A 19,588-nucleotide genomic window follows, 5' to 3' on the forward strand; every position below is an offset into this window, starting at 1 on the left:
TGTGAACGGCGGCGCGCTCAGGACGCTGCGCGGCTCAGGGGCGCTGCGCCCGACGGGTGGCCGCAACCTCCGGCGCGGCCTCGTCGCGGCGGCGCCGATGCGTGGCGGCCACGACGCCCAACGTGGCGACCACCACGGCCGCGGTCCGCCATCCCGGACCCTCGTCGGCGGCGCCGGCGAGACGCACGTCCTCCTCCGCGAGCGGCTGCCAGAACGAGGTCTCCTGCCGGGCGCCGGCCCACGAGAAGCTGAAGTGCACGTGGTCGGTGTGCGGGCTCGCGCCGTGGTAGGGCCGCCAGCCCTCGCCCGCGCGCGCCGCCGACCAGATCTCGCCGTCCCAGATCACGTACATGACCCCGAGCCGGCGGGCCATCGCGTGCGCGTTGCCGTCCTCGTCGGTGGCCAGCAGCCAGTCCAGCACCTCGGCCGCCGCGGCCGCGTCGGCGGGGTCGGACGCGTCGAGCATCCAGTCCCAGCCGCGCCCCTCCTTGTGCTCGCTGCGGCCACCCACGTCGCAGGCCCGCACGATGCCCCCGTCGCGGCCCCGGTAGGCGTCCAGGACCAGGTCCCGGAACGCCTCGACCCCGGGCTGCGGCTCCGGGTGGCACTCGCGCTGGTACTCGCGCGGCGCCGGCGCGTCGATCGGACCGGGCAGCGCCTCGTCGTGGACGTGGCTCGGTAGCGGCGAGGAGGTCGTGGCCACGGCCGGGCCGGCGGCACCGACGAGCAGTGCGGCCACAACGACCACTGCGACCAGGACGGACAAGAGCAGCACGCCGGGGCGGGCACGGCGGGGAAACGACACGCGCGGTTCAGTCCTCGTGGGGGTAGACGACGCCGACCTGCCGGCGCAGCTCGTCGAGCCAACGCATCGTGGTGAGCGTCAGCGCCAACGGCATGCGCTCGCTCTCCGTGCGGCCGGCCTCGAGGCAACGCACCACCTCGTCGACCTCGTGCTCGTAGCCGGCCTGGGCCCCGTGCAGGTCGTGTTCCTCGACGACGGTATCGCGCCGGCGCAGGCTGAGCCGGCCCGCGTGGTGGAACGGGCCGTGGATGCGCAGGCTGCCCTCGCTGCCGGCGATCGTCGCCTCGATGCCCGTGTCGGCGACGAACGAGCACGACCACGACGAGAGCCGGCCCTCGCCGTGCCGCATCGCGACGCTGACGCTGGCGTCCACGCCGGTGTCCGCCAGTTCGCCCAGCGCGAACGCCTGGGTCGGGGTGCCCAGCAGCGAGGTGACCAGCGTCAACGGGTAGATCCCGACGTCGAGGAGCGCGCCGCCGCCCAGCTCGCGGGCGAACCAGCGCCGGTCGCGGTCGGGCACCGCGGCGATGCCGAAGTCGGCCTGCACCAGCAGCGGCTCGCCGACCTGGCCGGCGGCGATCCGCCGCTCCGCCTCCTCGAAGGCGGGCTGGAAGCGCATCCACATCGCCTCCATCACGAACACGCCGGCCGTGCGGGCCGCCGCCGCGACCTCCTCGGCTCGTTCGAGGTCGAGCGTGAACGGCTTCTCCACCAGCGCGGGCACGCCCGCCTCGATGCAGGCATGGGCGTCGAGGTGGTGGCGGTCGTTGGTGGTCGCGACGTAGACGACGTCGACGTCCTCGGGCCGGGCGAGCAGGTCGTGATGGCGCCCGTAGACGTTGAGGACGCCGTGCTCGTCGGCGAAGGCGCGTGCCCGGGCGAGGTCGGCCGAGGCGACCGCGGTCACCTCGCCGCCGCGGGCGCGGACGGCCGCCGCCATGGCCCGGGCGATGTCGCCGGTGCCCAGGATCCCCCAGCGCAGTGTCATGGCCGCCCCTCGTGTCCGCGTGACGCCGTTCGCGTCTCGCCGTCCGCGGGTCGCGGAACGCGTCTTCAGGCGGTGACGCTACTCGCGGCCCGCCGCCACCGGCGCCACCGGCTCGCGGCGCACGAAGTCGTCGGGCAGGTGGGCCAGCAGGCGCCGACGGAAGCGCGGCTCGTCCACGGTCACGGTGTGACGCGGGGTGTCGATCTGCGGCACGTCGGGATGGCGCAGCTCCTGCGCGATCGCCCGGCGCAGGTCCTTGGGCGGCTGCCAGCGGCCGGCGAGGCCGCGGGCGAGGATCTTGGCCTGCAGCTCCGCGGCCGGCCAGATGCAGCCGAACGGCTGGAAGAGTCCGACGAAGGCGACGTCGGCCACGTCGGCCGGCAGCATCTTCAGGTACAGCGGCACCGGCCCGCGCGAGTAGTCGAGCAGGCCGGGGTCGAAGAAGGGGTGGGCGATCCGGAAGCCCGTGCACGCCACCACGGCGTCGTAGTCGGCGCTGGTGCCGTCGACGAAGTGCACGGTCCGGCCCTCGAAGCGGGCGACGTCGGGACGGGCGGTCACCTCGCCGTGGCGCAGGAAGTAGTGCAGTTCGGAGTTCAGCGTCGGGTGGGTGGCGAAGATGGGGTGGTCGGGCACCGGCATGCCATAGCGCTCGTTGGGCCCGACGAGCACCTTCAGCAGCAGCTCGAACGCCTTCTGCCGCAGCCGCAGCGGCACCCAGCCGAAGCGCTGGATGGTCGTGTGGTGGATGTGGTCGGTGGGTCGGCCGAACAGGAACTTCGGCACGATCCAGTACCCGCGGCGCATGGAGATGTCGGTGTGCGCGGAGACCCGCGAGGTCTCCACGGCGACGTCGCAGGCGGAGTTGCCGCCGCCGATCACCAGCACCCGCTGGCCGGCGAACGGCTCGGCGCGCTTGAAGTCGTGGCTGTGGAGGTAGGTGCCGGTGAACCGCCCCGGGTAGTCGGGCCAGCGCGGCTGCCAGTGGTGGCCGTTGGCGACCACCAGGTAGGCCACCTCGTCGTGGGAGGTCTGACCGGTCGCCTCGTCGCGCAGGGCGACCTGCCAGCCACCGTCGGCGCGGGGCTCGCAGCGTTCGACGAGCGTGCGGAAGCGCACGAACCGCTCGAGGCCGAAGTGGTCGGCGTAGGCCTGGAAGTAGGCCGCCAGCTGCGCGTGTCCGGGATAGTCGGGGTAGGCGTCGGGCATCGGGAAGTCGTGGTACTGCGAGAAGTCCTTCGACGAGATGATGTGGGTGGTCTCGAACACCGACGAGTGTCCCGAGTCGGCGTCGAAGACCCAGTTGCCGCCGACCCGGCTGCCGCGGTCCCAGACCACGACGTCGGTGAAGCCTTCGTCGAGCAGCGCCTTGACGGCCGCCAGCCCGGACGGGCCGGCCCCGATCACGCCGATGCGCGCGTCGCTCGCCAACCGCACGTGCGCCCCTCCCGCCGTCGCCGTTGCCGCAAGCGTGTCACAGCCGACCAGTAGCGTGCGAACCCATGGGGATCTCACTGCACACGACCGCCTACGGCCCGGCCGCCGAGGACCGCCTGCGTGAGCTGGTGCGGGCCGCGAAGGCCGACGACCCGCTCGCGCCGGTCACCGTCGTCGTACCGACCAACTCGGTCGGTGTCGCGATCCGCCGACGGCTGGCGACCGGTGGGCTCGGTGCCGTCAGCGACCGCGGCGTCGGTGTCGCCGGGCTGACCCTGCTGACCGTGTACCGGCTGGCCGAGCTACTCGGTGCCCCGTCGCTGGCCCTCGCCGGCCGACGGCCGGTCTCCACCCCGATCGTGGCCGCCGCCGTGCGCGGGGTGCTGTCCAAGGAGCCGGGGCTGTTCGAGGCGGTGGCCCAGCACCCCGCGACCGAGGCGTCGCTGGTGCGCGCGCACCGTGAGCTGTCCGACTGCTCCCCCGCCGCGCTGGACCGGCTGGCCGCCAGCTCGCGGCGCGCTGCCGACGTGGTGCGGGTCCATCGCGCCGTGCAGGACCGCCTGGCCGACGACTGGTACGACGAGCCGGCGCTACTGGCCGCCGCGACCGCCGCCGTGGAGGCGGGGGGCGGCATCGTCGCCGAACTCGGCCGTGTGCTCGTCCACCTGCCGCAGCGCCTGGGCCCCGCGGCGGCGCGCCTGCTGCGGGCCCTCGGCCAGGTGACGGACGTCGAGGTGCTGGCCGGCCGCACCGGCGCTCGCGGTGCGGACCGCGACGTCGACCGCGCCCTGCGGCTGCTGGGACTGGAGCCGCCCGACGACGCCGGCGCCGTCCGCAGGCCGGTCGGCACCCGGGTGGTCAGCGTCTCCGACGCCGACGAGGAGGCACGCATCGCCGTCGCGTCGGTCGTCGACGCCAGCCGCGACGGGATCCCCCTCGAGCGCATCGCGGTGCTCTACCCGTCCGACCGCCCGTATGCCCGGCTCGTGGCCGAGCACCTGGAGGCGGCCGGCATCCCGTCCTTCGGCCGGGCGGTCCGGCCGCTGACGGACCGGCTGCTGGGGCGCTGGCTCCTCGACGTCCTCGACCTGCCCGCACGTGGCTGGCGCCGCGAGGACGTGTTCGCGGTGCTGGCCGGGGCGCCGGTCCGCCGGCGCGACGGCCGCCGGGTCCCGGTCGCCTGGTGGGAGCGGGTCAGCCGCGAGGCCGGCGTGGTCCGCGGCCGCGCGCAGTGGCGCGACCACCTCGACCACCTCGCACGCAGCCGGCGCAAGGACGCCGACCTGGTCGAGGCCGATCCGGACGACCAGCGCGACTGGCTCGTCGAACGCCTGCGCCGCGAGGCCGCGGACGCGGAGTCGTTGCGCGCCTTCGTCGAGGAGTTCGCCGACGCCGTCGAGGCCGGCCGCGGCGCCGAGGGCTGGGCGGCGCTGCGCGACTGGGCCCACGGGTTGCTGGACCGCTTCCTCGGCGGCGAGGACGCCTGGCAGCGCTGGCCGGAGACCGAGCGTGCCGCCGCCGAGGCCGTCGCCGCCGCCATCGACCGGCTGGGCGCGCTGGACGGCGTCGCGGACGGTGATGCCGACCCGGACACGTTTCGGCGGACCCTGGAACTGGAGCTGGAGACCGACCTCGGCCGCTCGGGCCGGTTCGGGGAAGGGGTGCTGGTCGGGCCGCTGACCTCCGCGCTGGGCGTCGACCTCGACGTGGTGGTCGTGTTGGGGCTGGCCGAGGGCGTCACCCCGACGCGGCCGCGCGAGGACTCGCTGCTGCCGGACCGCGAGCGTGCCCGTACCGACGACGAACTGCCGCGCCGCACCGAGCACGTCGACGTCGAGCACCGCCACCTGCTGGTGGCGCTGGCCCATGCCGCGCGGCGTCGCATCCTGGTCGCCCCGCGCGGCGACCTGCGCCGCAGCGCGGAGCTGGTGCCTTCACGGTGGCTGCTGGACACGGTGGAGGTCCTGGACCCCGAAGGCCGCCGGCAGCTGCCGCCGCCAGGACCGGGTGCGCCGGACTGGTTCGTGCACGTGCCGTCGTTCGCCGCCCGCGTCGGCCACGCCGCCTTCCCGGCCACCGCGACCGAGCACCGGCTGCGGCAGCTCGCCGACGGGCGCCGCGACGGCGTCACCCCGGAACGGCACCCGCTGGTGGCCGGGGATCCGGCGTTGCGTGCCGGCGCCGAGCTGGTGCTGGCCCGGGCCAGCGACGACTTCACCCGCTTCGACGGCGACCTCGGCATGGTGCGCGACCTGCTGCCCGACCCGGCCGGCGGGATCGTGTCGCCGACCGCGCTCGAGCTGTACGTCGGCTGCCCGCACGCCTACCTGCTGCGACAGGTGCTGCGGGTGAACCCGCTGGAGGAGCCCGAGGAAGAGCTCACGATCACCCCGATGCAGAAGGGCAACCTCGTCCACGAGGTGCTCGAGGAGTGGCTGCTCGGCGAGCTGCAGCACGGGGTACCGGCGCACGACCAGCCCTGGAGCGACGCCGCCCGCGACCGGCTGGCCGCCGCCGCCCGGCGGCGCTGCCAGGCCTACGAGGACGGCGGGTTGACCGGCCATCCGCGGCTGTGGGCACGCGAGCGCGAACGGCTCCTGGCGGAGCTGGCGGCCTTCCCCGCGCGCGACGACGAGCGGCGCGCGGAACTGGGCGCCACGGCGGTCGGCGCCGAGCACGCCTTCGGCATCGGCACGCAGGCCTCGCTGGAGGTCGACCTCGGTGACGGGCGCACCGTCCGGTTGCGTGGCAAGATCGACCGGCTGGACCGCGACGTCCGCGGCGGGCTGGTCGTCACCGACTACAAGCACGGCAGCCCGCGCAGCTTCTCCACCCTGTCGGAGCAGGCGCCCGACGCCGACGGGCGCAAGCTGCAGCTGCCGACGTACGGCCTGGCGGCCCGGGCCGCGTACGGGCCCGACGTCACCGTGCGGGCGGACTACTGGTTCACGTCGCACAAGGGCGGCTGGAAGCGCATCGGCTACCCGCTGACCGACGCGGTCGTGGACCGGTTCCGTCACGTACTGCGCGTGGCGCTCGACGGCATCCAGGCCGGCCACTTCCCCGCCCGCATCGAGCGGCCCACCTCCAGCCCCTGGCCCAGCTGTGAGCACTGCGACCACGACGGTCTCGGACTCGCCGACGCCTACCGCGACTGGGAACGACTGCGGCAGCACGAACGGCTGCGGACCTACGTCCGGCTCGCGGAGCCCGGCGCCGTCCCCGACGACGCCCCGGCCGCTGACACCGCCGAGGAGCCGGCGACCGACACCGCCGAGGAGCCGGCATGAGCACCACCGCCACGCCCGAGCTGCCCGACACCGCCGCCCGCCGGCTGATCCGCGGCGAGATCGGCGACGGGCTGCGGCGCACCCTGTTCGTGGAGGCCGGCGCCGGCTCGGGCAAGACCACCGCGCTGGTCGACCGGGTCGTCGCCCTGGTCGACGACGGGGTGGAGCTGGCCCGGATTGCCGCGATCACCTTCACGGAGAAGGCCGCGACCGAACTGCGCGACCGCATCCGACAGGCGTGCGAGCGCCACGCCCGCGACGACGACCCGGCCCGTGCCACCCGATTCCGGGAGGCCGCCGACCAGGTCGATGCCGCGGCCATCGGCACGCTGCACGCCTTCGCCCAGCGGCTGCTGACCGAGCATCCGATCGAGGCGCAGCTGCCCCCCAACGTCGAGGTGCTCGACGAAGTCGCCTCCGGCATCGAGTTCGAGGAGCGCTGGCGGCGCTTCCGCGACGCGCTGCTGGACGATCCCGCGCTCGAGCGCACCATCCTGCTCTCCGACGCCTGCGGGATCCGGCTGCAGGACCTGCGCGCGATGGCACTGGCGTTCGGCCGCGACTGGGACCTGGTCGCCGACCCGGACCGCTTCCCGTGGGAGCCGCAGGAACCGCCGCGCGTCGACGTCGGCCCGGTCCTCGCCGGCCTGCAGGCGGTCCTCGACGAGCGCGGCGACTGCACCGCCCCCGGCAAGGACAAGTTCCACCTCTGGCTGTGCGACCAACTGGCACCACTGGTCGAACAGCTGTCCACCGCCACCGACGAGGGCGCGGCGCTCGACCTGCTGCGCCGGGTGAAGGGCTTCCGGTTCGGACAGAAGGCGAACTGGCCCGATCTCGCCGGCACCAAGGACCGGCTCCAAGCGGCCGTCGAGGAGGCGGCGCGGTTGTCCGGGACCGTGGCCGTGGACGTGCTGCGCCGGCTGTCCCTGCTCGTGCGCACGCAGACCCTGGAGGCGGCCGCCGACCGGCGGCGCAGCGGCCGGCTGGAATTCCACGACCTGCTGGTGCTTGCACGTGACCTGCTGCGCCGGGACCCGGACGACCAGGTGCGCGCCGCGCTGCGCGATCGCTATCGCGTGCTGCTGCTCGACGAGTTCCAGGACACGGACCCGATCCAGATCGAGCTGGCGGTCCTGCTCGCCAGCGCGCAGGCGGACGCCGGCGAGCGACCGTGGCAGGAGCTGGAGGCCGAACCCGGACGGCTGTTCTTCGTCGGCGACCCCAAGCAGTCCATCTATCGCTTCCGCCGGGCCGACATCGGCCTGTTCCTCGCCGCCCGCGAGCGGTTCGCCGGCGACGAGCCCGTGCGCCTCACGACGAACTTCCGGTCGGCCCCCGGCTTGCTGGGGTGGGTCAACCACGTCTTCGGCGAGCTCATCCGCCCCCAGCCTGGTGCCCAGCCCGAGTACCAGCCGCTGGATGCGGCGCCGGGACGCCACGACGCGCCGCGCGGCCCGGGCGTCGGGCTGCTGGGGATGGAGCCACACCCCGACGATCCGCAGGCCGAGGACCTGCGCGAACGCGAGGCCGACGACGTGGCCGACACGGTGCTGCGGGCGCTCGACCCGTCCAGCCCGTGGCAGGTGCGCGACGGCGAATCGTGGCGGGACGCCCGACCCGGGGACGTCACGATCCTGCTGCCGGCCCGCACGTCGCTGTCCGCGCTGGAACGCGCGCTCGAGCGGCGCCGGATCCCCTACCGCGCCGAGGCCAGCTCGCTGGTCTACGCCACGCGCGAGATCCGTGACCTGCTGACCGCCCTGCGGGCCCTGGGCGATCCGACCGACCAGCTGTCGCTGGTCGCGGCGCTGCGCTCGCCGCTGTTCGGCTGCGGCGACGACGACCTGGTGACCTGGACCCGCCAGCATGGCGGCCGGCTCGACCTCGGCCGCCGTCTGCCCGACGACGCCCCACCGGACCACCCGGTCGCCGTGGCCCTCACGCTGCTGCGCCGACTGGCCGACGAGGCGGTGTGGGCGACCCCCAGCGAACTGCTCGACCGGCTCGCCCGCGAGCGACGCCTGTTCGAGCTCGGGCACGTGCTCGGCCACCCTCAGGACCTGTGGCGACGGCTGCGGTTCGTCATCGACCAGGCCCGCGCGTGGTCGGAGACCGAGGGCGGCACGCTGCGCCAGTACCTCGCCTGGGCCCGGCTGCAGGCCTCCGAGTCCGCCCGTGTGTCGGAGACCGTCCTGCCGGAGACCGACGAGGACGCCGTCCGGCTCATGACGATCCACGCCTCCAAGGGGCTGCAGTTCCCCATCACGATCCTCAGCGGCACCACCACCCGCCCGCAGACGCGCCGCGACCGGGTCGGGGTCGCCTGGCCGCCGCACGGACCGGTCGCCCTCAAGGTCGGCTCCGACGTGGCCACCGAGGAGTACGAGGCGTTCAAGCCGATCGACGAGCAGCTCAGCTACCACGAGCGGCTGCGGCTGCTGTACGTCGCCTGCACCCGCGCCCAGGACCACCTCGTGGTGTCGTTGCACCGGCCCGCGAAGCCACCGAAGGACCGTCCCAGCGCCAGCAACGCGCAACTGCTCGCCGAGGCGACTGCGGGTGCCCCCACCGCCGTCGCGCTCACGCAGCCGCCGTCGCTGCGCCATCTGCCCCCACCGGCAGCAGGTGACGGTGCCGTCACGCCGGTCCCCGACCTCGCCACCTGGCGGGCGCAGCGCGACGCCTCCCTGAAGGCCAGCAGCCGCCCGCGCAGCGTCGGCGCCTCGGGCGTCGAGGCGCTCGCGGTACCGGCCGGCGACGAGGTGGAGGCCGGGCTGCAGAAGGGCCCCCGAGACCTCGACCTGCCGGCCTGGAACAAGGGCCGCTACGGCACGGCCGTCGGTCGCGCCGTGCACGCCGTACTGCAGACCGTCGACCTGGCCACCGGCGCGGGTCTGGAGGCGGCCGCCCGGGCACAGGTCGCGGCCGAGGGCGTGGAGGACCGCCTCGACGACGTGGTCGCCCTCGCCCGCGCCGCACTCGGCAGCGCTTCGATCCGCGAGGCCGCCCAGCGGCCACGCTGGCGCGAGACCTACGTCGCCACCACGGTCGGTGACACGACCCTGGAGGGTTACCTCGACCTGCTCTACCGCGACGCCGACGGGGGCCTGGTCGTGGTCGACCACAAGACCGCCAGCAGCGCCCGCGACCTCGACCAACGGCTCGAGCGCTACCGGTGGCAGGGCGGCGCCTACGCGCTGGCGGTCGAGCGCGCCGTCGGCGAGCCGGTGCGTCGCGTGGTGTTCCTGTTCCTGACGCCCGAGGGCGCCATCGAACGCGAGCTCGACGACGTGCCGGCCGCCGCGGCCGCCGTCGCCCGGGTCCTCGAGGAGGCCGCCACCGCGGTGTGATCTGCGACGCGGTGGCCCGGTGGGCAGCAACTCCGGCGGCCGGCCCGGCGCCGGCCCGCCGGGACGCGCGCAGGGCGGCCGCCCCGGCGGCGCGCGCTACCGTGGGCGCGGGTCCGGCGCGTGCGACGAAGGCGGGGTGAGGCGTGGAGGGACGACCGACCGCCGCCCCACGCCCCGGCGACCCACGCAGCCGCGGGCCGCGCCCGGCCGGCGGCTGGCGTGACGGGCTGTGGCTCGGCCTGGCCGTCGGCCTGGCCGGCATCACCGCATTCCAGTTCGTGCGCCTGGCGTGGGTGGCGCTCACGGGCGAGTTGGCCGTCAGCAGTGGCGGCCTCGTCCTCGCCTTCCTCATCACCGTCGTGTGGCTGCTGACGATCTACTGGTTGGTCGCCGGCGCCTGGCGTCGCAGCGTGTGGGGCTGCCCGTTCGAGCACACCGCCGACACGGCCGCCGAACGGCGCTGCCCGCGGCACCGCATGATCGAGGATCCGCCGGAGCCGTGAGCGGGCCCGGTTGCCCGACCCCGGGCGGCGCTGGTACCTTGCCCGCTCGGCCCGCACCGGTCGTGGTCCTGCTGCGCCGGTTCGCACGTCCGCCACGTCAAACCTTCGAAGGCGAGCGCGAACCACCGAGCGCGCGGCTGCGCCGACCCGCACGAGAACGAGACGAGCCCTCCGCCATGGCCAACATCAAGTCCCAGATCAAGCGCAACCGCCAGAACGAGGCGCGCCACCAGCGCAACAAGGCGGTCCGTTCGCGGCTGAAGACCTTCACCAAGAAGTTCCAGACCGCCGTCGAGGCCGGCGACAAGCCCGCGGCCGAGGCGGCGTTCGCCGACGCCTCGCGTGCGCTGGACAAGGCCGCCAGCAAGGGCGTCATCCACCGCAACAACGCCGCCAACCGCAAGTCCGGTATGGCCAAGCGCCTCCAGAACATCTGACGCGCCGCCCTCGCGGCCGCGACAGCACAGAAGGCGCCCCTACGGGGGCGCCTTTTCCGTGTCTGCGGGCGACGGCGCGACCACCGGCTCGGTGGCCTCAACAGCGGGTGTGGCGACGCGCTGACCGTCCCCGCCCGCCACGTCCTCGCCGTCGGATGAGAAGCCACCACCCGACCCGATCCCCTGCCGGTCGGCGTGTCGGGCCGCCTGCTGTTCGGCCTCCAACGCGAACGAGCCCGCGACGGTCTCGTCGAGCAGCCGGCGCTGGCGTCGCAGCGGCGGATGGCGGTCCTCGGGCAGGTACGCGAGCAGGTCCTCGAGCGCGGCCTGGAGTCGGCGGACGACCTGCAGCGAGTCGCGCGCGTCGTGTCGGATCTCCTCGAAGGCGAGCGCGACGTAGAGGTCCCAGGTCGGCTGCGGTACGCACAGGCGAGGGGTGCCGCCCGTGTCGGCGTGCCACCCGGTCGGGAAGGAGCGTGAACCCAACAGCCGCAGCAGGTCGTGGAGCTCGTCGACCACCTGGGTGGCCGTGGTGGGATCGTTGACGCTGGGTGACAGCGAGCGCGCGGCGATGTCGATCAGCAGCCGGAACCCGAACGGCACGTCCTGGGTGATGGAGCGCTCGGCGTCGATCACCACGGTGTCCAGTAGCCGATCGCGGTCGACCCGGTGGTCGCCGTACACCTCGAACAGGCGCCCGTCCGTGGGGATGAAGTCCCCCACGGCGGGGACCATGACGACCAGCACGTCGCTGCGCTCGGCCGTCTCCAGCAGCTTCCCGACGTCGATCTCCAGCACGACGCCGTTGTGCGGCGCCAGGACCACGTCGTCGGCGTCGCGGTCCGGGACCTCGGCGTGGACGGCCGCCGGCGCCTCCGTCGCGTCGCGATAACCCTGCAGGATCTCCTGGCGGGTCTCGTCGCCGATGCGGTTGATGATCGACGTCACCCGGGCCTCGTGCAGGATGTGGTCGACGTACGAGATGAACATGCCGAGGCTGAGGACCGCGAGCACGAACGCGACGCTGACCGAGACGCTGGTGACGCTGTTGGCCTCGAAGTCGTCGTAGGTGAGCGCGAACTGCTGGAGGATGACCAGCGCGTAGGTGAACGTCGTGACGAACGTGCCCAGGGTCAGGTGGCTGTGCGCGTCCTGCAGGAAGGTCCGCACGGCCCGCGGCGAGAGCGCCTGGGTGGCCAGCTGGATGACGACGGCCACGACCGTGAGCACCAACGCCGTCAGCGTGGCGATGGACGTGGCGATCAGCGACAGGATCGTCCGGGCCGTGTCGGGCTGACCGTTGAAGAACGGGAACGGCGCCCCGTTGGTGATGACGACGTTGTCCACGGTCAGCGTGACCGCGGCGAGCACCAACGCCGCGGCGGCGCCCACGCTCGGGACGACCCACAGCCGCGAGCGGCGGTACCAACGGAAGGCCTGCAGGTACCTCGAGGGGTGCGGTCGCTCCATGCCGGCTCCCCGACGTCGCTCCGAGGCTACGACCGCACGCCGACGGGCCGTCCTGTCCGCGGGGCCCCGGTCGCAGCCGGCCGGACACGCGTCGGCCGTCCGGCGCACGAGACGGGAGGGAGGGGGCCGTTGACGCGTTGCCGGCCCTCGGCGCCGCCGATCAGCGGTCCGGCCACTCCCCCTCGTTGGTGAACCGGACCTTGCGCATCACCTGGCGGGCCTCGTCGCGGGCCTGCTCGATGGTGGTCTCGGCGGCGATCAGCTCCTCCAGGCGCTGGTACAGCGGCGTGCCGAGGACCCACGGGATGCGCGGCTCGACCGCCGTGCGCTGCTGCGCGGTGAGCTCGGCCTGCTGGAACCGCTCGGCCAGCGCGTCGCTGTTGCGCTCCAGCCAGCCGAGCAGGTTGCGCCGGTGGGTGGGGGTCAGCTCCTCCAGCGGCCGGCTGACCCCGGACGCGGACGTCCAGATGCGCCGCTGCAGCAGCACCGCCAGATCGAGGTGCGACGCGGACCGCCCGCCGTCCGAGCGTCGGTGCTGCAGCAGGGCGCGTACGCGCTGGTGCAGCGGCGCGACGTCGTCGAGCGCGACCTCCCCGGCGCGCAGGCGCTCGAGCACCGTCTCGTCGTCCGGCGCGAAGGCCGCCTCATAGCTCGAACGATGGGTGTAGAGCTGCCGGGCGATCTCGCGCAGGGTGCGGCCGTCGGCGTCGGCCAGGGCCACGACACGACCGTCCGTGAGCGTCACCTCGCGGTCCTGGTTGACGTCGTCGGGGTCGAGCGTGATCCGCGCCACTTCCCTGCCTCGTCGAGCCGGCGGCACAGCAGACCGGGCAACCCTACGTCCAGCCCGGGGCCACACCGCGCACGGCCCGTCCGCTCGGTCCACCGGATGGGGTCTGCGGGGTCCTAGCATCGGCGGTAGGCAGCCAGCGACCTCGAGGCAGACGTGGCGGACGCGACTTCTGTACGCGACGAGCAACCCCCGGATCCGACGAGCACCGCGAGCCACGAACGTGTGCTCACGGCGCTGGCGGACCTGCCGCACGACCGGCCCGAGGTGCTCGCGGAGTTCGCCCGGGCGGCGCTGCGACGGGTTCCGCCCACGATGTTGCGGGGCGCCGACGCGCCGGCGGCAGCACGGCGGATCCTCGAGGCGTTCGAGGCGATCGACCGGCGCAGCGACGGCGAGATCAACATCTCGCTGCGGGTCCCGCCGACCGGCCTGGACGGCCGGCCGGCGCTGACGTCGGTCGTCGAGGTGGCGTCGGAGGACCGGCCGTTCCTGCTGTCGACGGTGACCGACGAACTCGAACGCCAGGGCTACCGGGTCGTGCGGTCGCTGCACCCGATCGTCGGGGTCGAACGCGACGAGGACGGCCGCGTCGCCCGGATCGTGCCCGCCCGCACCGCCGAGCACCGCGAGTCGCTGCTGCACCTCGAGCTCGGCGAACGCATCTCCGAGTCGGCCGCCGCGGAGCTGTGCCAGCAGCTGCGACGGCTCGTCGACGACGTGATGATCGCCACGGGTGACTTCGACGCGATGTGCGCCCGCATCCGCGAGGTGGCGCAGGCGCTGCAGAACGGCCGCTGGTCCCACGCACCCGAGGACGAGCAGGCCGAGGTCGCCGCGCTGCTGGACTGGCTGCTGGACGAGAACCTCGTGTTGCTGGGCATCCGCGAGTACGACCTCGGCGAGGAGGACGGCCGTCGCGTCGCCGCCGTCGTGCCCGGCAGCGGGCTCGGCCTGCTGCGTGACGAGTCGTCGTCGCGGTTCAGCGAGCCCGTGCCGATCGACACGCTGCCCGCTCACGAGCGCGAGCACCTCGAACGCCCGCACCTGCTGACCGTCACCCGCACCAACCGGCTGTCGACCGTGCAGCGACGCGTGCGCATGGAGTACTTCGGGCTCTCGCGCGTGGACGAGGACGGCCGCGTCGTCGGCGAGTTCCGCATCCTCGGGCTGTTCACCCGCAAGGGCTACACCGAGCCGGCCCGCAGCACCCCCGTGCTGCGCGACAAGCTGCGCCGGATCCTCGAGACCGAGGACGTGGTGGCCGGCTCGCACGACGAGGTGATGCTGCTCTCGCTGTTCCAGGCCCTGCCCAAGGACGAGCTGTTCCAGTCCTCGACGGAAACGCTGCACCGCACGCTGGTCGGGCTGCTGCACGCCGAGGAGCACCGCGAGATCCGGACCCTCGCGCGCGTCGACCACCACACGCGCACCGTGTCAGTCCTGGTGGCGGTGCCACGCGACGTGTACTCGCCGCAGTTGCGCGAGCGGCTGCAGGTGCTGCTGACACGCACCTACGGCACCGCCAAGATCGACGTGGAGGTGTCCCTCGGCGACCGCAACGAGGCGCTCGCCCGCTTCCTGCTGCAACTCGACGGCGAGGTCCCCGAGGTCTCGCTCGCCAGCCTTCAGAACGACGTCCGCAAGCTGGCCCGCTCGTGGCTGGACGAGTTGACCGTGAAGCTGCGCACCCTCCTCGACGAGGGCGAGGCACAGCGACTGACCAGCACGGTCGGCACCCGGCTGCCGCGGGCCTACCGCGACACCGTCGACACCGACGTGGCCGTGCAAGACGTGGTGCTGCTCGACGAGGTGCTGCGCAGCGAGCACGGCCTGCTGGTGCGCCTGCAGGCCGGCGACGACTCGCTGCTGCGCCTGAAGGCCGCCAAGCTCGGACCCCCGCTGGAGCTGTCCGGCTTCCTGCCCATCCTGGAGAGCCTCGGGCTGATCGTCACCGAGGAGGTCCCGCACGCGCTCGAACGCCACGGCGACGAGCCCAAGGTCCAGCTGCACGACTTCGGCGTGCGCACCGACGACCTCGACGTGGTCGCCGACGGACCGCGGCTGGCCGACGCCGTCCTGGCGGCCTGGCGTGGTCACTTCCAGGTGGACTCGCTCAACCGGCTGGTGCTGTGCGCCCAGATGCCGTGGCGCGACGTGTCGCTGCTGCGGGCCTACCGCCGCTACCGACGCCAGGTCGGCACGGCCTACACGCCCGAGTACCAGAACGACGCGCTGGTCGCCCATCCGGAGGTGGCCCGGGCACTCGTCGACCACTTCCACACCCGTTTCGACCCGCACCGCAACGCCGGCGAACAGGAGCTCGAGGCGTCGCGGCAGCGGGTCATCGAGGCCTGCGACCGGCTCGACCGACTCGATCACGACCGCATCCTGCGCGGCTTCCTCGACCTCATCGACGCCACCCTGCGCACCAACGCGTTCCGTGAGGACGCCCGCGCCGACGGTTCGCGCGAGCCGTACTTCGCCTTCAAGATGGACCCGACCCGGGTGCCGGGCATGCCGGCGCCGGTCCCCTACCGCGAGATCTTCGTCCACTCCCCCCGCGTCGAGGGCGTGCACCTGCGCGGCGGCCGCGTCGCCCGCGGGGGGCTGCGCTGGTCGGACCGCAAGGACGACGTGCGCACCGAGGTGCTCGACCTCGTCAAGGCGCAGATCCTGAAGAACGCGCTGATCGTGCCCACCGGCGCGAAGGGCGGGTTCGTGCTCATGCGCGAGCCGCAGGACCCCGACGCGCGCCGGGACGAGGTCCGCCGTCAGTACGTCACCTTCGTGCGCGGCCTCCTCGACGTCACCGACGACCTCGAGGGCGACGAGGTGGTCCCGCCGGCCGACGTCGTGCGACGCGACGGCGACGACCACTACCTCGTCGTCGCCGCCGACCGCGGCACCGCGACGTTCTCGGACACCGCGAACCTGCTCTCACGCCGCTACGGGTTCTGGCTCGACGACGCCTTCGCCTCCGGCGGCTCCAACGGCTACGACCACAAGGCCCTGGGCGTGACCGCCCGCGGCGCGTGGGTGGCCGTGCAGCGCCACTTCCGTGAGCTCGGTATGGACGTGCAGACCGAACCGATCACGGTGGTCGGCATCGGTGACATGTCGGGTGACGTGTTCGGCAACGGCCTGCTGCGCTCGCGGACCGTCAAGCTGGTGGCCGCCTTCGACCACCGCCACGTCTTCCTCGACCCCGACCCCGACCCGGAAGTCGCCTTCGAGGAGCGCCGGCGGCTGTTCGAGCTACCGGGCAGCAGCTGGGACGACTACGACCGCGACAAGCTGTCGCCCGGTGGCGGGATCCACCCGCGCACCGTCCGGTCGATCCCACTGTCGGAAGAGGTCCGCGAGGCGCTGCGGGTCGACGCCGAGGAGCTGACGCCGCCCGAACTGATCCGCGCCATCCTCGGCGCGCCCGTCGACCTGCTGTTCGCCGGCGGGATCGGCACCTACGTCAAGGCCTCGTCCGAGCGGCACGACCAGGTCGGCGACCGCACCAACGACGAGGTCCGCATCGACGCCACCGGCCTGCGGGCCCGCGTGTTCGCCGAGGGAGCCAACCTCGCCATCACCCAGCGGGGCCGCATCGAGTACGCCCGCCACGGCGGCCGGATCAACCAGGACGCGATCGACAACGCCGCCGGTGTGTCGACCTCGGACCACGAGGTGAACCTCAAGATCCTGCTGACGCTGGCCGTCGAGGAGGGTCGCCTCGGTCAGGACGAGCGCGACAAGCTGCTCGCCGATCTGGCCGACGACGTCGTCGCCGACGTCATGCGCGACGTCGACCGGCAGACCGCCGCGCTGTCCCAGGAGCTGGCCCGCAGCCCCGACAGCCTCGACGCCTACGAGCAGTTCATGCGGCGGCTGGAGGCCAACACCGAGTTCGACCGCGAGGTGCAGATCCTCCCCGACACCGAGGAGCTGACCGCACGGGGCGAGTCGCGCGCCGGGCTGGTCCGACCCGAGCTCGCGACGCTGCTGGCCTGGGCGAAGCGCGAGATCAAGGAGGCGCTGCTGGCCTCCGCCGTGCCCGACGAGGACCTGCTGCAGCCGCTGCTGGCCGACTACTTCCCCGACGCCGTGTCCGAGCGGTTCGCCGACCTGCTGCCCCGCCACCGGCTGCGCCGCGAACTGATCGCCACGATGGCGGCCAACGACATCGTCGACCGCATGGGCGTCACGTTCCCCACGTCGCTCTCCGACCAGGCCGGCGTGCCGCTCACCGAGGTCGTGCTGGCGTACTTCGTCGCCCGCGAGGTGGTGCGCGCCGCCCACTGGTGGGACCTGCTCGAGCAGGCGCAGTCGCTGCACGACCCGCAACGGGCGCTCGAACTCGAACAGATCGTCGACCGGTTGGTCGCCCGCGTCGCCTCGACCGTGCTGCTCGACCCGCTGCTGCGCACGCCGACGTCGCTGCTGGAACGCGACCGTCCGGTCGCCGACGAACTGCTCGACAACATGCTCGACCTCGGCACGCCGTCACAACGGCGGGCGCGCGTGGCCCACGCCCGCTGGCTCGTCGACGACCTCGTCGACCCGGAACTCGCCCGCTTCCTGGCCTGTGCCGGCGACCTCGCCATGATCCCCGACGTCGCCTACGTGCTCTCGCGCGCGGCCGGCAAGCGCAACCCGTCGGACGTGGCCGACGCGTTCCTCCGGCTGGGCGAGACGCTGCACGTCGACCGCATCGAACAGGCGCTGGAACGGGCCGCGGTGCACACGCCGTGGGCACGCCGCCAGCGCGGCGGGCTCGCCAACGACATGCGCCGTCTGCGCCGCGAGGCCACGCTCACCGCCCTCGAACGGTTCCCGGACGACCCCGAGTCCGAGGCCGTGCAGCAGTTCCTGGTGGAGCGGCCCAGCGCCCTCGAACGCATCCGGACCGTGGTCAAGCAGGCCGACGGGCAGGAGAGCCTCGACGCCATCGCCGTGGCGGTGCGGACCATCCGCGACGCCATCGAGCGCGGCGCCTGACCCGCTCGCCCTGTGGGCGGCCCGCTCCGGGTGGGCGGCCCACCTGCGCAGGGGGCGTTCCGCCCCGGGGCGCAGCCGCTCGGCCGTTGGCGCGGGGGCCGTCCGCTGCGGGCGTGCGGGCCGCCTGCGCAGGGGGCGTTCCGCCCCGACACACGCTCCACTCGCCGACGTCGCTTCGCTCGTCGTCAGCCCCTGCTACGGCGACCCCCACGCCCTCCGCTCCCAAGACTCCACAATTGGCCCGAGGTGCGGTTCGCTGCGCGCGTCGTCAGCCCCTGCTGCGGCCGCCCACCCACTCTCCGCTCGGTCCTCCCGGGGCTCGATGGGCCGGTGCGCTTCGCTCGTCGGGGGGTGGGTTCAGGTGGGGGCGAGGGGGTTCCAGGGGCGGCCTACTTCTCGGGGGGTGGCCACCTCGAGGATGGCCAGTTCGAGGAGGAGGTGGTCGGGGAGGTCGGCGCCCTTGAGGTCGACGTCGAGCTGTGCCAGGCGGTCGTGGCACCAGGCCAGCTCGCCCGGGTTGAAGGCTGCGGCGAGGCCCTGCAGGCGGCGGTGCTGGCCAGGCGACACGCCGGCCTCCTTCGGCGCCGCGCCGCTTCGGACCAGCAGGAGCTGGCGCATGCGGAAGGTCAGCGCGCCGAGGATGGCCAGCGGCGCCTCGCCGGCCTCCAGCGAACCGCGGACCGCGACCAGTGCGCCGGCCGGGTCGCGTTCGGCCACGGCGTCGGCGATGGCGAAGCCGGACCGGCGCCCGTGTCCCTCGACGGCCGACTCGACGTGCTCGGCGGTCAGGGTGGCCACACCGGCGTGGGTGGCGCACACCGAGCCGACCTTGGACGCGATCGTGCCCGGGTCGTTGCCGGCGTGGGCCAGCAGCGCGGCGATCGCGGTGGCGTCCGCCTTGCGCTTCAGCCGGCGGAACTCCTCGCCGGCCAGACGCTGCCAGCCCCGGTCGTCCCAGTCCGGCGGGGTCTTCACGTCGATCCGCTGCCCGTGCTCCTTGGCGAGCTTGGCGATCTTCTGGATCTTGCCGACGCCGCGGGCGACGACGACCAGCACCGCCTCGTCGGTCGGGGACGCGACGTAGGCCTCCACCTCGGCCTTCAGGTCGCCCGACAGGTTCTCCGCCCCGCGCACCACGACGCAGGTGCGCCCGCCGAACAACGAGGCGGTGCGCAGTTCCGGCAGGTGGTCGGTCTCCTGCACGTCGCACGTCTCGACCGTGAGCTCCGGATCCTGCGCGCGCAGGTCGGCGAGGGCACGTTCGAGCTCGCGGTGCAACAGCAGGTCGTCGTCGCCGACGAGGAGCAGCACGGGAGTCATGCGGGGAGCCTATCGACGGCCGGTGACCCGCCCCGTCCGCCTCCCGCACCGCCCGCCGCGGGGCCGGGACGCCGACGCGGACCGTGCCGTGCAGATCGGTGCGATGCACCTCGGTGCCCAGGTCGTCGAGCACCCGCAGCGTGCTCGGTGCCGGATGGCCGTAGGTGTTGTCGGCGCCGACGCCGATGACGGCCACCTGCGGG

At 73.8% G+C, this 19,588-nt stretch carries 11 protein-coding genes; 5 read left to right on the forward strand and 6 right to left on the reverse strand.

Going from position 1 to position 19,588, the window contains the following annotated elements:
* Positions 1-34: 34 nt before the first annotated feature.
* From ACERM0_RS11310 to ACERM0_RS11320, 3 genes are all read right to left on the reverse strand, one after another.
* Complete coding sequence (locus ACERM0_RS11310) at positions 35-805, reverse strand: hypothetical protein (RefSeq protein WP_373678702.1); 771 nt, start codon at positions 803-805, stop codon at positions 35-37.
* Between the two features lie 7 nt (positions 806-812).
* A complete protein-coding gene (locus ACERM0_RS11315; protein WP_373678703.1) occupies positions 813-1,793 on the reverse strand; it encodes a Gfo/Idh/MocA family protein in 981 nt (326 codons plus the stop codon).
* 78 nt (positions 1,794-1,871) lie between these two features.
* Complete coding sequence (locus ACERM0_RS11320; RefSeq protein ID WP_373678704.1) at positions 1,872-3,230, reverse strand: flavin-containing monooxygenase; 1,359 nt, start codon at positions 3,228-3,230, stop codon at positions 1,872-1,874.
* 65 nt (positions 3,231-3,295) lie between these two features.
* Between ACERM0_RS11320 and ACERM0_RS11325 the strand changes: the two genes are divergently transcribed.
* From ACERM0_RS11325 to rpsT, 4 genes are all read left to right on the forward strand, one after another.
* Positions 3,296-6,520 carry a PD-(D/E)XK nuclease family protein gene (locus ACERM0_RS11325; protein ID WP_373678705.1) on the forward strand — a complete coding sequence of 1,075 codons (3,225 nt, stop codon included), beginning with the start codon at positions 3,296-3,298 and terminating at the stop codon, positions 6,518-6,520.
* Positions 6,517-9,873, forward strand: coding sequence for a UvrD-helicase domain-containing protein (locus ACERM0_RS11330; RefSeq protein ID WP_373678706.1), 3,357 nt, complete (start codon positions 6,517-6,519; stop codon positions 9,871-9,873). Before ACERM0_RS11325 ends, ACERM0_RS11330 begins: the two co-directional genes overlap by 4 nt.
* A gap of 143 nt (positions 9,874-10,016) precedes the next feature.
* Complete coding sequence (locus tag ACERM0_RS11335) at positions 10,017-10,376, forward strand: hypothetical protein (RefSeq protein WP_373678707.1); 360 nt, start codon at positions 10,017-10,019, stop codon at positions 10,374-10,376.
* Between the two features lie 176 nt (positions 10,377-10,552).
* A complete protein-coding gene (gene rpsT / locus ACERM0_RS11340) occupies positions 10,553-10,813 on the forward strand; it encodes a 30S ribosomal protein S20 (protein WP_373678708.1) in 261 nt (86 codons plus the stop codon).
* A gap of 39 nt (positions 10,814-10,852) precedes the next feature.
* Here rpsT and ACERM0_RS11345 read toward each other — a convergent pair whose 3' ends face one another.
* Both ACERM0_RS11345 and ACERM0_RS11350 read right to left on the reverse strand, forming a co-directional pair.
* The gene (locus ACERM0_RS11345; RefSeq protein WP_373678709.1) at positions 10,853-12,283 is read right to left on the reverse strand and encodes a DUF2254 domain-containing protein; all 1,431 of its coding nucleotides are present in this window, start codon (positions 12,281-12,283) and stop codon (positions 10,853-10,855) included.
* 160 nt (positions 12,284-12,443) lie between these two features.
* On the reverse strand, positions 12,444-13,076 hold the full coding sequence (locus ACERM0_RS11350; RefSeq protein WP_373678710.1) for a hypothetical protein: 633 nt from the start codon (positions 13,074-13,076) through the stop codon (positions 12,444-12,446).
* 222 nt (positions 13,077-13,298) lie between these two features.
* On the opposite strand from ACERM0_RS11350, the gene ACERM0_RS11355 reads away from it, so the two are divergent.
* Positions 13,299-18,065 carry an NAD-glutamate dehydrogenase gene (locus ACERM0_RS11355; RefSeq protein ID WP_373678711.1) on the forward strand — a complete coding sequence of 1,589 codons (4,767 nt, stop codon included), beginning with the start codon at positions 13,299-13,301 and terminating at the stop codon, positions 18,063-18,065.
* 357 nt (positions 18,066-18,422) lie between these two features.
* Here ACERM0_RS11355 and holA read toward each other — a convergent pair whose 3' ends face one another.
* Positions 18,423-19,385 (reverse strand): DNA polymerase III subunit delta, encoded by a 963-nt coding sequence (holA, locus tag ACERM0_RS11360; protein WP_373678712.1) that lies wholly within the window; start codon positions 19,383-19,385, stop codon positions 18,423-18,425.
* Positions 19,386-19,588: the final 203 nt, after the last annotated feature.

Origin of the sequence: Egicoccus sp. AB-alg2 (assembly GCF_041821065.1) — a bacterium.
Classification (GTDB): Bacteria; Actinomycetota; Nitriliruptoria; order Nitriliruptorales; family Nitriliruptoraceae; genus Egicoccus.